This window comes from Alsobacter metallidurans (assembly GCF_014636935.1).
GTDB classification, from domain to species: Bacteria; Pseudomonadota; Alphaproteobacteria; order Rhizobiales; family Beijerinckiaceae; genus Alsobacter; species Alsobacter metallidurans.
The window spans coordinates 502,318-516,205 of the sequence record NZ_BMES01000003.1 but is presented as its reverse complement, the minus strand read 5'-3'; the positions used below and the strand labels follow the sequence as shown (position 1 = coordinate 516,205).

14 protein-coding genes are annotated in these 13,888 nt (G+C 69.0%); 7 read left to right on the top strand and 7 right to left on the bottom strand.

Features of this window, described 5'->3' with window-relative positions:
- Window positions 1–75: 75 nt before the first annotated feature.
- Together infC and IEV99_RS23385 are read right to left on the bottom strand one after the other, a co-directional pair.
- Window positions 76–606 (bottom strand): translation initiation factor IF-3, encoded by a 531-nt coding sequence (gene infC / locus IEV99_RS23390; RefSeq protein ID WP_188520240.1) that lies wholly within the window; start codon window positions 604–606, stop codon window positions 76–78.
- Between the two features lie 148 nt (window positions 607–754).
- The gene (locus tag IEV99_RS23385) at window positions 755–1,972 is read right to left on the bottom strand and encodes a glycosyltransferase family 4 protein (protein WP_188520239.1); all 1,218 of its coding nucleotides are present in this window, start codon (window positions 1,970–1,972) and stop codon (window positions 755–757) included.
- 101 nt (window positions 1,973–2,073) lie between these two features.
- Between IEV99_RS23385 and IEV99_RS23380 the strand changes: the two genes are divergently transcribed.
- Window positions 2,074–2,859 carry an alpha/beta hydrolase gene (locus tag IEV99_RS23380; RefSeq protein ID WP_244644030.1) on the top strand — a complete coding sequence of 262 codons (786 nt, stop codon included), beginning with the start codon at window positions 2,074–2,076 and terminating at the stop codon, window positions 2,857–2,859.
- Window positions 2,860–3,048: 189 nt separating this feature from the next.
- On the opposite strand, the gene IEV99_RS23375 is transcribed toward IEV99_RS23380, so the two are convergent.
- The 3 genes from IEV99_RS23375 to IEV99_RS23365 form a co-directional block, all read right to left on the bottom strand.
- The gene (locus tag IEV99_RS23375) at window positions 3,049–3,312 is read right to left on the bottom strand and encodes a BQ00720 family protein (protein WP_188520237.1); all 264 of its coding nucleotides are present in this window, start codon (window positions 3,310–3,312) and stop codon (window positions 3,049–3,051) included.
- A 57-nt stretch (window positions 3,313–3,369) separates the two neighbouring features.
- On the bottom strand, window positions 3,370–3,798 hold the full coding sequence (locus tag IEV99_RS23370) for an Hsp20 family protein (RefSeq protein WP_188520236.1): 429 nt from the start codon (window positions 3,796–3,798) through the stop codon (window positions 3,370–3,372).
- 98 nt (window positions 3,799–3,896) lie between these two features.
- Window positions 3,897–4,115 (bottom strand): hypothetical protein, encoded by a 219-nt coding sequence (locus IEV99_RS23365; RefSeq protein ID WP_188520235.1) that lies wholly within the window; start codon window positions 4,113–4,115, stop codon window positions 3,897–3,899.
- A 170-nt stretch (window positions 4,116–4,285) separates the two neighbouring features.
- Here IEV99_RS23365 and pheS point away from each other — a divergent pair, with 170 nt between their 5' ends.
- From pheS to IEV99_RS23350, 3 genes are all read left to right on the top strand, one after another.
- A complete protein-coding gene (gene pheS, locus IEV99_RS23360) occupies window positions 4,286–5,368 on the top strand; it encodes a phenylalanine--tRNA ligase subunit alpha (RefSeq protein WP_188520234.1) in 1,083 nt (360 codons plus the stop codon).
- 10 nt (window positions 5,369–5,378) lie between these two features.
- Entirely contained in the window at window positions 5,379–7,796 is a 2,418-nt protein-coding gene (gene pheT, locus IEV99_RS23355) for a phenylalanine--tRNA ligase subunit beta (RefSeq protein WP_188520233.1), read from the top strand.
- Window positions 7,797–8,361: 565 nt separating this feature from the next.
- Window positions 8,362–8,751: a hypothetical protein gene (locus IEV99_RS23350; protein ID WP_188520232.1), complete on the top strand. Its 390-nt coding sequence runs from the start codon at window positions 8,362–8,364 to the stop codon at window positions 8,749–8,751.
- 2 nt (window positions 8,752–8,753) lie between these two features.
- On the opposite strand, the gene lepA is transcribed toward IEV99_RS23350, so the two are convergent.
- Entirely contained in the window at window positions 8,754–10,559 is a 1,806-nt protein-coding gene (gene lepA / locus IEV99_RS23345; protein ID WP_188520320.1) for a translation elongation factor 4, read from the bottom strand.
- A gap of 114 nt (window positions 10,560–10,673) precedes the next feature.
- Here lepA and IEV99_RS23340 point away from each other — a divergent pair, with 114 nt between their 5' ends.
- The 3 genes from IEV99_RS23340 to IEV99_RS23330 all read left to right on the top strand — a co-directional run bounded on the left by IEV99_RS23340 (window position 10,674) and on the right by IEV99_RS23330 (window position 12,644).
- Entirely contained in the window at window positions 10,674–11,192 is a 519-nt protein-coding gene (locus IEV99_RS23340) for a GNAT family N-acetyltransferase (protein WP_188520231.1), read from the top strand.
- Window positions 11,193–11,199: 7 nt separating this feature from the next.
- Complete coding sequence (locus IEV99_RS23335) at window positions 11,200–11,697, top strand: GNAT family N-acetyltransferase (protein ID WP_188520230.1); 498 nt, start codon at window positions 11,200–11,202, stop codon at window positions 11,695–11,697.
- 107 nt (window positions 11,698–11,804) lie between these two features.
- Window positions 11,805–12,644, top strand: coding sequence for an EamA family transporter (locus tag IEV99_RS23330; RefSeq protein WP_188520229.1), 840 nt, complete (start codon window positions 11,805–11,807; stop codon window positions 12,642–12,644).
- A gap of 41 nt (window positions 12,645–12,685) precedes the next feature.
- On the opposite strand, the gene hrcA is transcribed toward IEV99_RS23330, so the two are convergent.
- Window positions 12,686–13,753, bottom strand: a complete 1,068-nt coding sequence (gene hrcA, locus IEV99_RS23325; RefSeq protein ID WP_188520228.1) for a heat-inducible transcriptional repressor HrcA — start codon at window positions 13,751–13,753, stop codon at window positions 12,686–12,688.
- Window positions 13,754–13,888 lie beyond the last annotated feature (135 nt).

Here is a 13,888-nt window from a genome sequence, read left to right as displayed (position 1 = left end):
CATCGAAAGCGTCCAAAAACAAAAAAGCCGCCGCGGGGTTCGCGGCGGCTTTTTGCTGAAAGAGTGGGGCTGCGCTTAGCGCGGCGCCATGATCATCACCATCTGGCGGCCTTCGAGCATCGGCTCGGACTCGACCTTGGAGACGTCCAGCATCTCGGCCTTGACGCGCTCGAGCAGCTTGATGCCGAGGTCCTGGTGGGCCATTTCGCGGCCGCGGAAGCGCAGCGTGACCTTGACCTTGTCGCCTTCCTCGAAGAAGCGGCGCACGGCCTTCATCTTGACCCCGTAGTCGTGGTCGTCGATGCCGGGGCGGAGCTTGATCTCCTTGACCTCGACGGTCTTCTGCTTCTTGCGGGCCTCGGCGGCTTTTTTCTGCTCGTTGAACTTGTATTTGCCGTGGTCGAGGATCTTGCAGACGGGCGGGGCCGAGTTCGGCGCGATCTCGACGAGGTCCAGGCCTGCGTCTTCGGCCATCTTCAGGGCGTCCAGAAACTGGACGATGCCCTGGTTGGCGCCGGTCTCGTCGATCAGCTGCACTTCGCGAACGCCGCGGATGTCGCGATTGGCGCGGGGCCCATCCTTCTGCGGGACCGGAGCGGCTCTCATAGGTCTGCGAATGGCTTTAGTCTCCTCTGGGCCCGCCCCTTCCGGGCAGAACCGATCGGCCATAGGGGTCGGCGGCGGGCGTTGTTGACGGCAACGTGGGAAATTCGCAGAAAGCTCCGCGAAGTCAACTCACGGCTGGCGAATTCGTTTATCGATCCTTGGCCAGCAGCGCTGAATAAAGATCCAGCGTCTCCTTGACCATGCGACTGAGGGAGAAGTGGGCCTCCACATGCGCCCTGGCGCGCGACGCCAGCGCGTCCCGTGCGCTCGCTCCCAAGTGCAGCGCCTGCCCGACCGCATCCGCGAGCGCGGCGGCGTCGCCGGCCGGCACGCGCCAGCCCGTGCGGGCCGAAGGCGGCGCCTGCGGGGGCGCGAGCACGGTTTCGGGCACCGCGCCCAGGTCCGACACGACCACGGGCGCGCCCATGGCCTGCGCCTCCACGGCCGAGCGCCCGAACGCCTCCGGCTCGGTGGACGGCACCGTCACCACCGAGGCGGCCATGAAGGCGGCCGGCATGTCGGCGCAATGCCCGGCCCGGTAGACGACGTCCTTGAGGCCGAGTTTCGCCGTGAGTCCGTCGAGCTCCTTGACGTAGCCATCCCGCCCTTGCGGATCGCCCGCCAGCACAATCGCGAGATCGCGCACGCCGCGGTCCACCAGCATCTTGGCGGCCTCGATCAGCACCTTCTGGCCTTTCCAGCCGGTCAGGCGGGCGGCCAGCAGCACCACGCGCTGGTGCGGCTCCACGCCCCACTGCTTGCGCAGCGCCTCCACGCGCTCGGGCTCCACCGCATGGGGCGCGAAGGCCCGGAGGTCCGTGCCGCGGTGGATCACCCGCACCTTCTCGCGCGCGAAGGGGTGCATGCGCCCGATCAGGTCGGCGGTGTAGTGCGAGTTCGCGATCACGGCGTCGCCGCGCGCCATCACGGAATTGTAGAGCACCTTCACGGCCGACTTGCCCGAGTAGCTGCCCGCATAGGTGGTCACAAACGGCAGGCGCAGCGCCCGGCTGGCCGCCATCGCGCTCCAGGCCGGGGCCCGCGAGCGGGCATGGACGATGTCGACGCCCTCGTCGAGGCAGATGGCCCTGAGACGTCGAACATTGGCGAGCATCGCCAGCGGGTTCTTGGTCTTGGCCGGAAACGGGATCCAGATCCCGCCCTTGGCCTGCAGCTCGGCCACCAGGCGGCCGCCCTCGGTCGCCACCAGCGCGCGCGCGCCCGCGGCGGCCAACCCCTCGGCGACATCCACGGTGGTGCGCTCCACGCCGCCGGCTTCCAGGTCCGGAACGACCTGCAGGATGGTGCGTCCGGCCAGGTCGGACAGGCCGCGGCCCACAAAGGCCGTGGTGGGACCCTGTCGCATCAGACGCGCCTCCGGTAATGATCGCGGGCGCCGGCAAACCGGCCAGATGTCGAAAAGCTCAGGCGATTCGCCGCGACGCGTTGCATGCCAAGAGGTTTACGGTGAGCGCAGTCAACACGCAATTTGCCCCTCCGGAATTCCTGCAGTTGGACGTGGACGACGGCCCCCGCCGGATCGCGTATCGGCTGCGGCCCGGCGCAGGACCAACCGTGGTGTGGATGGGCGGCTTCCGGTCCGACATGCTGGCCACCAAGGCGGCCACGCTGGACGCATGGGCGGCCAAGAAAGCCCGCAGCTTCCTGCGCTTCGACTATTCGGGCCACGGCGAATCCGACGGCCGCTTCGAGGACGCCACCATCTCGCGATGGCTCAACGAGAGCCTCGCGGTGATCCGCCAGAAAGCAGGGCCCAGGCCCGTGCTGGTCGGCTCCTCCATGGGCGGCTGGCTGGCGCTTCTGGCCGCCCGCGCGCTGAAGGCGGACAGCCTCGGCCTGTCCGGGCTCGTGTTGATCGCGCCCGCCGTGGACTTCACCCAGACGCTGATGTGGGACCGTTTCCCCGCCAAGGTGAAGCGCGAGATCACCGACAAGGGCGTCTGGATGCGCCAGTCGGACTACGCGCCCGAGCCCTACCCGATCACGCGGGCGCTGATCGAGGACGGACGGCGGCATCTCATGCTGGACGGCCCGCCCATCGTGACCGGCTGCCCGGTGCACATCCTGCAGGGCATGCGCGACCCCGACGTGCCGTGGAAGCACGCCATGCGGCTCGTGGAGCACATGCCGGGCGACGACGTTGTGACGACGCTGATCAAGGACGGCGACCACCGCCTGTCCCGGCCCGAGGACCTGGCCAGGCTGGTGAGCGCCATCGAGGGGATCGCGTGACCAGGCTTTGACAAGGACGCGCAACTCTCTCCCGCCCAGCGGGGGAGAGTTCGGCGACGGCCGACAGAGGAGGTCGTGGCGCGCGACCGCGTATGGGTGTGAGGCGCTTCACCGCCCCCTCCCTGCCCTCCCCCGCGTCGCGGGAGAGGGTTCGGGCTGCGGCCTTTCCGCCTGAAGCGGAGCTCCGCCCTAGTGCACGCTCACGGGCGTGAGGTTGTTTTCCCACGCATTCGCGATGGCGGTGTTGCGGCTGTCCGTCACCATGATGGGGGTGCCGTCCGCGCCGAGCAGCGCGAAGAGGTCGAGGCCGGGCTGAATCTCGGGCGCCTGCGGAAACAGGCGGTTGAGATCATCCGACTTGATGGCCCGCACATACGCGATCTCTCCACCGCCCATGGCGGCCAGGATCTGCGGGGTCACGGTGAGGTCGAAAGTCTTGTTGGCGTCAGGCATCGCACCCTCCTTTGAGCGGAGCGAGTGGGGGAGAAGCGTTGTTCGCGGACTTGGCCGTCAGTCGCGGCTGAGGATGTCGATCCGCCGGACGATGCGCTCGCATTCGGGGCGAACCAGATCGATGGAGAGCAAGCCGTTGGCGAGGTCGGCGCCGCGAACTTCCAATCCGTCGGCCAGCAGAAAGGCCCGCTGGAACTGCCGCGCCGCGATGCCGCGGTGCAGGAACATCCTGTCCTTGTCGTCGGCCTGCCGGCCACGGATGACCAGCTGGTTCTCCTCCAAGGTGATCTCCAGATCGTCCCGGGTGAACCCCGCCACCGCGAGCGTGATCCGCAGCCGCTCGGGCATGTCGCCGTCGCGGTGGATGCGCTCGATGTTGTAGGGCGGGTATCCCTCCGAGGCGGCCTTGGCCACCCTGCTGAGAGCCCGTTCCACCTCGTCGAAGCCGAGCAGGAACGGAGAAGACAAGGACGGTACGCGTGACATGAAGCCCTTTAGCGAAGGCGCTCCGGTTCCGGGCCCGCTCATGCAGCACCCGGGCGGCCGAGGCCGCATCCGGAATATGTGGGGGATAGGCGGGCGGTTCAAGAGCGAGGCGGGATCAGCTCATTCGGGGCCGCCACCACCATCGCACGTTGCCGTTTGAAGTCGCGCCACGCCAGAACCGGAAGCGCGATCATGGGCGTGAAGAGCACCGAGATCAGGAACCAACGGAACGGCGACAGCCCACGGCGATACGCGCCGTATGGGATGATCGCCACCAAAACAGCATTGAGCAGCATAAAGATTTTCAGCAGCGACATGACGCCAGCCAAACACCCGGCCTGAAGGTCGTCCACCGACCCGAGGGTGCAATTCGCGCGATTGCGTCCTTCGGCCTGAAACCCCCGCCCTCTCTCGACAACGCGCGCCCTCCCGTGGCAAACACCCGCGTCCGCGCCGGGGCCCTCTCCGGCGCCCGAGGTGTTTGCCCATGTCCGATCTTTCCGCCCTTGAATCCGAGATCGCGGCCGCCGTGGCCCAGGCCGGCGACGAAGCCGCGCTGGAGGTCGTTCGCGTCGGCGCGCTCGGCAAGAAGGGCTCGGTGTCCGATCTCCTGAAGACGCTGGGCTCCATGAGCTCCGACGAACGCAAGGAAAAGGGGCCGCTCATCAATGGGCTTCGCGACCGCGTCACCGGGCTCCTGGCCGAGCGCCGCACGGCGCTGAAGGATGCGGCGCTGGATGCGCGCCTGGCGGCCGAGCGCGTGGACGTGACGCTGCCGTCGCCCGAAAGCGCGCTCGGCCGCGGCCGGGTGCACCCGATCAGCCAGGTCATCGACGAGCTCACCACCATCTTCGGCGACATGGGCTTCGCGGTCGCCGAGGGGCCGGACATCGAGGCCGACTTCCTGAACTTCACGGCGTTGAACTTCCCGGTCGGCCACCCGGCCCGGGAGATGCACGACACGTTCTTCTTCAACCCGGACGCGAATGGCGAGCGCAAGCTGCTGCGCACCCACACCAGCCCCGTGCAGGTGCGCACCATGATGTCGCAGAAGCCGCCGATCCGGGTGATCATCCCGGGGCGCACCTACCGGTGCGACAGCGACCAGACGCATACGCCCATGTTCCACCAGGTCGAGGGCCTGGTGATCGACAAGGGCTCGCACATGGGCCACCTCAAGTGGATCCTGGAGGAGTTCTGCCGGAGCTTCTTCGAGGTCGACAACGTCAAGATGCGGTTCCGGCCGTCGTTCTTCCCGTTCACGGAGCCCTCCGCCGAGGTCGATATTCAGTGCTCCCGCAAGGGCGGCGAGATCCGCTTCGGCGAGGGCGACGACTGGCTCGAGATCCTGGGCTGCGGCATGGTGCACCCCAACGTCATCCGCAATTGCGGGCTGGACCCGGACGAGTACCAGGGCTTCGCCTGGGGCATGGGCATCGACCGCATCGCGATGCTGAAATATGGCATGCCGGACCTGCGCGCCTTTTTCGACGCCGACGTGCGCTGGCTCAGCCACTACGGCTTCCGCCCGCTCGACATGCCGTCGCTGACGGCCGGCCTGAGCGTTTGAGGAGAGATCGATGAAGCTCACACTCTCCTGGCTCAAGGAGCACCTCGACACGGGCGCGAGCGTCGAGACGGTGGCCGAGACGCTCACCAAGGTGGGGCTCGAGGTCGAGGCCGTGGAGGACCAGGCCAAGGTGCTGGCCCCCTACACGATCGCGTACGTGGTCTCGGCCGAGCAGCACCCCAACGCCGACCGGCTGCGGGTGTGCATGGTGGACACCGGCGCGGGCGAGCCCGTGCAGGTAGTGTGCGGCGCGCCGAACGCCCGCACGGGCATGAAGTCGGTGTTCTCGCCGCCCGGCACGTTCATTCCCGGCAAGGGCATCACGCTCGGCGTCGGCACTATCCGGGGCGTCGAGAGCCGCGGCATGCTGTGCTCGGCCATGGAGCTCGGGCTCGGCGAGGACCATGACGGCATCATCGACCTGCCGGCCGATGCGCCGGTGGGCGTCGCTTACGCCGAATGGGCCCATCTCGACGACCCGGTGATCGACTTCGCGGTGACGCCGAACCGTCCGGATGCGCTCGGCGTGCACGGCGTGGCGCGCGACCTCGCGGCGGCCAATCTCGGCCGCTTCATCGACAAGCCGGTCGCGGCCGTGCCGGGCGCCTTCCCGTGCCCGACGCGCGTGCGGCTCGACTTCGCGGCGGATGACGCCAGGCTCTGCCCGGCCTTCGCGCTGCGCCTCGTGCGCGGGGTGAAGAACGGGCCCAGCCCGGAGTGGATGCAGCGCCGCCTGAAGGCGATCGGGCTGCGGCCCATCAACGCGCTGGTCGACATCACCAACTACATGACCTTCGACCAGAACCGGCCGCTGCACGTGTTCGACCTCGCCAAGGTGAAGGGCGACCTCGTTGTGCGCCGCGCCCGTGACGGCGAGGAGGTGCTGGCGCTTGACGGCCGCACCTATCGGCTCGACGCCGGCATGGTGGTGATCACGGACGACAACGGCGTCGAGAGCATCGCGGGCGTGATGGGCGGCGAGCACTCCGGCTGCGACGAAAACACCACGGACGTGCTGATCGAGTCGGCGCTGTGGGACCCGCTCAACATCGCCACCACGGGCCGCAAGCTCGGCGTCAACACGGATGCGCGCTACCGCTTCGAGCGCGGCGTCGATCCCGCGTTCTGCCTGCCGGGCCTCGAGATGGCGACCCGGATGGTGCTGGACCTGTGCGGCGGCGAAGCCTCCGGGATCGAGCTCGCGGGCGAGATCCCGGCTTCGGATAAGTTGATCGACTTCCCGTACGCGGAAGTGGAACGCCTCACCGGGCTCGACCTGCCGGTTCCCGAGATGAAGGTGATCCTGCGCGAGCTCGGCTTCTGGGTCTCGGGCTCGGATCGCTACGTCAAGGTGGCGGTGCCGTCCTGGCGGCCGGACGTGGAGGGCAAGGCCGACATCGTCGAGGAGATCGTCCGCATCGCCGGGCTTGACCGCGTTTTGTCGACGCCGTTCCCACGCGAGGAGGCGATCGTCGCCAAGCCGGTGCTGACGCTGATCCAGAAGCGCACGCGCACGGCCAAGCGCGCGCTTGCGGCGCGCGGCATGGTGGAGGCCGTGACCTGGTCGTTCATCGGCAAGGCCGAGGCCGAGCGCTTCGGCGGCGGCCAGCCCGAGCTGGCGCTCGCCAACCCGATCGCGGCCGAACTCTCCGACATGCGCCCGAGCCTGCTGCCGGGCCTGCTCAAGGCCAGCCAGCGCAACGCCGACCGGGGCTTCACGGATACGGCGCTGTTCGAGGTCGGACAGGTGTTCCGGGGCGACAAGCCCGAGGACCAGAAGATCGCGGCGTCCGGCGTGCGCAGAGGCTTGGCCCGGGCCGAGGCGGTCGGGCGGCACTGGACGGGCGCCAAGGCGGCCGACCTGTTCGACGCCAAGGCGGACGCCATGGCGGTGCTGGAGACGCTGGGCGTGCCCACCGGCGGGCTGCAGGTCGTGGCGGGCGGCCCCGCGTGGTTCCACCCCGGCCGTTCCGGCACGCTGCAGTTCGGCCCCAAGATGGTGGTCGGCTGGTTCGGCGAGCTGCACCCGCGCGCCCTGGAGGCGCTGGACGTCAAGGGCCCGGCGGTCGGCTTCGAGTTGATCCTCGACATGCTGCCGCCGCCCAAGGCGAAGCCCACCAAGGTAAAGCCGAAGCTGACGCTGTCGGACTTCCAGCCGATCGCGCGCGACTTCGCCTTCGTGGTGGATCGCTCGGTCGCGGCCGGCGACCTCGTGAAGGCCGCGCAGGCGGCCGAGCGGCAGCTGGTCTCGGCCGTGGACGTGTTCGACGTCTATGAAGGGCCGGGCGTGCCGGACGGCAAGAAGTCGGTCGCGATCGCGGTAACGCTGCAGCCGACCGAAAAGACGCTCACGGACGTCGAGATCGAGGCCGTGGCCAACAAGATCGTCGCCGAGGCGCAGAAAAAGACCGGCGCGACGCTGCGGTGATCCCCGCCGCGCAGCGCCTGCTCGACGCCGACCGGCGTCCGAGTAATCGGCGGCTGATCTCACTATAAGAAAATAGTCCTTGACAATCGGTAGGATTTCGCGCACTCTTGCGCCACTCTCGACCCAGGGAGGGGGCGCTTCCGGAGCGGTCCGTTGCGGGGTCGGAGCGCGGCGCCTGCGCGGGTGGGGATACCGGACCCACCCTCCCGGGAGGCCTTTCCAGAGCGGCCGGACGGCGGGTTCGAGGGGTAACAGCCTCGGCCGACCCAACGTCCGGCAGTCAGCCCGCCCGCCCCACACTACGGTGGGGCCGTGGACGCGGCCACCTTAACACCCTCGCGGTCGCGGCCCGAAAGGCGCGGCCACGAGGACGGAGCGCGGGTCGGAAAGGTTCAAAATCGCCGGTCGCGAGGCGTCGGCCCGTCCGAACCCTACGCGTAAAACCCTAGATGGGCCGGCGCCTCGCGGCGCCCCTCCACCCAGCTTGCCCCAACTCCGCGGAAGCGGAGAACGCGGAGGCGCGCCTGTCGCCGCGAGATTTTTTCGCTCATCGGGAGACACGACCATGCCCGCCGAACGACCGCGCTCCCGCCTCGCGCCAGAAGGCGGCCTCAGCTCTGTGCTCTTCGCCGACGACGATCCGGATGACGGCCGGGCGGAGTTCGAGCAGCGCCTGGGCGAACTCAACACGTGCGACGGCGCGTGGCGGGGCTGTGGGCGCGGCGCCTGCCGCCGACCGCGTCGCTGCAGGCGCGCATTGGCCTGCCGGGCGCCGCGCAGGCGCGTGACGGCCGACAGCATGGCGGCGTTCATGGACAGCCTGCGTACCGGCATCCTACTGGCGCAGGAGCGTCACGCCCGCGAGGCGTCGGAGAACGCGTCGGCGTTGCCAGCGCCCTCCCCCGAGCGGCGACGTCCGGAAACGAGCCGGTCGCCGCGATGTCGGACCGTCTAGCCTCAGCTATCCATCTTCAGGGCGGCGATGAAGGCTTCCTGCGGGATCTCGACGCGGCCGAACTGGCGCATGCGCTTCTTGCCCTCCTTCTGCTTGTCGAGGAGCTTGCGCTTGCGGGAGACGTCGCCGCCATAGCACTTGGCGGTGACATCCTTGCGCAGGGCCGAGATGGTCTCGCGGGCGATGATCTTGCCGCCAATGGCGGCCTGGATCGGGATCTGGAACAGGTGCTGCGGGATCAGCTCCTTGAGCTTCTCGCACATAGCCCGGCCGCGCATTTCGGCGCGGGTGCGGTGCACCAGCATGGAAAGGGCGTCCACCGGCTCGGCGTTGACGAGGATCGACATCTTCACGAGGTCGCCGGCCTTGTAGTCGGTGATGTTGTAGTCGAAGGACGCATAGCCCTTCGAAATCGACTTCAGCCGGTCGTAGAAGTCGAACACCACCTCGTTGAGCGGCAGGTCGTAGACCACCATGGCGCGCTTGCCGACATAGTTGAGATCGACCTGGGTGCCGCGGCGATCCTGGCACAGCTTGAGAATGCTGCCGAGATACTCGTCCGGCGTCAGGATGGTGGCGCGGATCCAGGGCTCCTGGATCTCCTCGATCTTCATGATGTCCGGCATGTCGGCCGGGTTGTGCAGCTCGATGTGCTCGCCGTCGCGCAGGGCGAGCTTGTAGATCACCGAGGGGGCGGTCGCGATCAGGTCGAGGTTGAACTCGCGCTCCAGCCGCTCCTGGATGATCTCCAGATGCAGGAGGCCGAGGAAGCCGCAGCGGAAGCCGAAGCCGAGCGCGGCCGAGCTCTCCATTTCATAGGAGAAGCTGGCGTCGTTGAGCCGCAGGCGGCCCATGGCGGCGCGCAGATCCTCGAAGTCGGCCGCGTCCACCGGGAACAGGCCGCAGAACACCACCGGCTGGGCGGGCTTGAAGCCCGGCAGGGCCGAGGCGGTCTGTCGGCGCGTTTCCGTGATGGTGTCGCCCACGCGGGTGTCGGCCACCTGCTTGATCTGCGCCGTGATGAAGCCGATCTCGCCGGGTCCGAGCTCGGCCTGGTCGGTCATCTTGGGCTTGAACACGCCGATGCGGTCCACCGAGTAACGGGCGGCCGCGCCCATCATGGTGATGTCCGCGCCCTTCTTGAGCACGCCGTCGATGACGCGCACGAGCACGACCACGCCCAAATAGGCGTCGTACCAGCTGTCGACCAGCAGGGCCTTCAGGGGCGCCGTCTCGTCGCCCTTGGGGGGCGGCAGCTTGGTGACGATGGCCTCGAGCACGAGGTCGATGCCAAGGCCGGTCTTGGCCGAGATCGGCACCGCGTCGGAGGCGTCGAGGCCGATCACCTCCTCGATCTGCGCCTTGATGCGGTCGGGCTCGGCGGCGGGCAGGTCGATCTTGTTGAGGACGGGCACGATCTCGTGGTTGGCGTCCAGCGCATGGTAGACGTTGGCGAGCGTCTGCGCCTCGACGCCCTGGGAGGCGTCCACCACCAGGAGAGAGCCCTCGCAGGCCGCGAGCGAGCGGCTGACCTCGTACGCGAAGTCGACGTGGCCGGGCGTGTCCATAAGGTTCAGGATGTAGGTCTTGCCATCCTTGGCCTTGTAGTCGAGCCGCACCGTCTGGGCCTTGATGGTGATGCCGCGCTCGCGCTCGATGTCCATGCTGTCGAGCACCTGCTCGACCATCTCGCGTTCCTGCAACCCGCCCGTGGACTGGATCAGCCGGTCGGCCAGGGTCGACTTGCCGTGGTCGATGTGGGCCACGATCGAGAAGTTGCGGATGTTGGAGATGGGGTGCTCGCTCATCGCGCCGGAATAGCAGCCGGGCGTTGGATTTCCAAGCGACACGGCGGCGCGGGGTCCTTGATTCCGGCTGCCGGTATCGGCGAACCTGCGCGGGTCCCGCCTCCCGGAGCCATCATGACGGTCACGACCCGCGTTCTCGATCCCGCCGCCGCCCGCGACGCCCTGCCGGCGCTGGCCGACATCCTGGTCCGCTGCGTGAACGGCGGCGCCTCGGTGGGCTTCATGAACCCGTTCGGGCCCGAGGATGCGCGCGCCTGGTGGGGCGGCGTGGTCGAGGATCTCGCGGCGGGGCGCCTCGCGCTCGTGGCGGCCGAGACAGACGGCAAAGTTGTCGGAACCGCGCAGCTGCATCCCTGCGCCAAGCCGAACCAGCCGCACCGGGGCGACGTCGCCAAGGTGCTGGTGCACCCGGATGCGCGGCGGCGCGGGGTCGCCGAGGCCCTGATGGCGGCGATCGACGCGGAGGCGAGGCGGCGGGCGCTGACCCTGCTCACCCTTGACACCGTGACGGGCTCGGCCGCCTCTTCCTTGTACGCGAAGGCCGGCTGGACGGCCGTGGGCGACATTCCGGACTACGCGCTATGGCCGGACGGGGGCCTGTGCTCCACGACGGTTTTCTTCAAGCGCCTGTGAGGGGCACATGCAGGTCACGATCCGCGACGCGACTGAAGACGACCTGCCGGCCATGCTGGAGATCTACAACGACGCCGTGCTGAACACGACGGCGGTGTGGACCATCCACACGGCCGACCTCGAGAACCGCCGCGCGCTGATGCGCGAGCGCAAGGCCAAGGGCTACCCGGTGCTGGTCGCCACGCTGGGCGACATGCTGCTCGGCTATGCGAGCTTCGGCGACTTCCGGCCGTGGGACGGCTATGGGCACACGGTGGAGCACTCGATCTACGTGCACCAGCACCATCACGGCAAAGGCGTCGGAAAGGCCATGATGCCGCCGCTGATCGCGGCCGCGCGGGCGCTCGGCAAGCACGTGATGGTGGCCGGCGTGGACGCCGCCAACACGTCCTCGCTGCAGTTCCACCAGCGTTTCGGCTTCGTGGAGGCCGGGCGCATGCGGGAGGTCGGCTGGAAATTCGACCGCTGGCTCGACCTCGTGCTGCTGCAGAAGATGCTGGACTGAGCCACGGGTCTCGGCTGCCATGCGCCGGCGGGTCTGGCGCGGGCTTGGCGGCTTGGGCAAGGTGCGGGTCGGCGGCGTCCGCCGCCTCCCCGCGCGGAACCTCCGCCTTGACCCCCATCGTCTTCGCCGCAGCCCTCCTGAGCGCTTTTCTGCATGCGGCCTGGAACGCGGCGGCGCGGAGCCGGCCCGAGCCCGGGCTGGCGCTCGCCGCCGTGGTGATCACGGCCGGGGTCGCGCTGCTGCCGGGCGTGCTCTGGCTCGGCCTGCCGCCGCCGCGCGCCTTGCTGTGGCTCGGGCTCGGCACGGCGTTCAACCTCGTCACCATGCGGGCCATGATGGCGACATTCCGGCGCCTCCCCTTTGCGCTCGGCTACCCGCTGGTGCGCGGCGTCGCGCCGCTCGGCGTCACGCTGATTGGCTGGGCCGCGTTCGGCGAGCGGGTCACGGCCGTGACCTTCCTGGGCATCGTCTCGATCTCGCTGGGCGTGCTGCTGCTGGCCCTGTCGGCCCGGCGCGGCGAGCGGCTCGACAAGGTCGGGATCGGGCTCGCGATGCTGGCCGGTCTCGCCAACGCGCTGTTCGTGGTCACGGACGCGCAGGGGGTGCGGATCGCCGGCGACCCCATCCAGTATGGCTGCGCGGTGTCGGTCGCCAACGCGATCACGATGGCGCTGCTGCTCACCGTGGAGGGGCCGGGCGTGCGGCGCGCCTTCAAGGGCAATCTGGGCTTCAGCATGCTGCTGTGCCTGATGTCGAACGGCTCCTACCTGCTGGTGCTCTATGGCTTCACGCACGGCCCGGTCGGGGCCGTGGCGGCGCTGCGGGAGCTGTCGATTTTCTTTGGCGTGCTGATCGCCGCCGTCGGTCTCAGGGAGCCGGTCGGCTGGCTGCGCTGGACCGCCGCCATGGTGGCGCTGGCCGGCGTGGCGGTGATCCGGCTGGGGTAGCGCTGTTAAGGCTTGCCGAGACCGCAACGATCTCCACGGGGCTACCGGCCCTCCAGCAGCCTGCTCACCACCCGGGCCGTGTAGTCCACCATCGGGACGATCCGCCCGTAATTCAGCCGCGTCGGACCGATCACGCCGACGACGCCGACGATTTTCTGCGAGGCGTCGCGGAAAGGGGCGGCGATCAGGGACGAGCCGGAGAGCGAGAAGAGCTTGTTCTCCGAGCCGATGAAGATGCGCACGCCCTCCCCCTGTTCGGCGCGGGCCAGGAGCTCGATCACGTCCTTTTTGGTCTCGAGGTCCTCGAACAGGAGGCGGATGCGCTCGAGGTCCTCCATGGCGCGGAGGTCTTCCAGCAGGTTGGCCTGGCCGCGCACGATCAGCTGGCGGTCGTCGCCGCGCCCGCCCCAGCTGGCGAGGCCGCTTTCCACCAGGCGGGCGGTGAGCGAATCGAGCTCCGATTCGGCGCGCGTGCGCTCGCTCTCGACTTCGCTGACGAGCTCGCCGAGCGTGCGGTCGCGGATGCGGGCGGACAGGTAGTTGGAGGCCTCCACGAGCGCGCTGGCCGGCAGGCCGGGCGGCAGGTCGACGATGCGGTTCTCCACCGCGCCGTCGTCGCTGACCAGCACCACCAGGGCGCGGGCCGGATCGAGGCGCACGAATTCGAGATGCTTCAGCCGCGCGGCCGCCTTGCTGGTCGCCACGACGCCGGCGCCGCGCGACAGGCCGGACAGGAGCGACGAGGCTTCGGCCAGGATGGCGTCGGTGTTCTTTTGCTGGCCGGAGGCGCGCACCTCCGCCTCGATGCGCGAGCGGTCCTCGGTGGTGACGTCGCCGACCTGCAGCAGCGCGTCCACGAAGAAGCGCAGCCCCGCCTCGGTGGGCAGCCGCCCGGCGCTGGTGTGCGGCGCGAACAGGAGGCCCGCCATCTCGAGGTCGGACATGACGTTGCGGATCGAGGCCGGCGACAGCGCCATGGGAAGGATGCGCGACAGGTTTCGCGAGCCCACCGGTTCGCCGGTGGCCAGGTAGCTCTCCACGATGCGCCGGAAGATCTCCCGCGAGCGTTCGTTCAGGTCCAAGAGCGCCCGGCTGGTCGGTTGCGCCACTGTGCTTGTTGCTCCGGTTCCGCCCGTGGCCCGATCGGGCCGCGGTTCCCCTTATTGTTGGGCGTTCGGCAAGGCGCGATCAAGGCTCCGCGACGTCTTGGCAGAGCCAGAGCGGCGCTTTGTGCGGGAAAGACG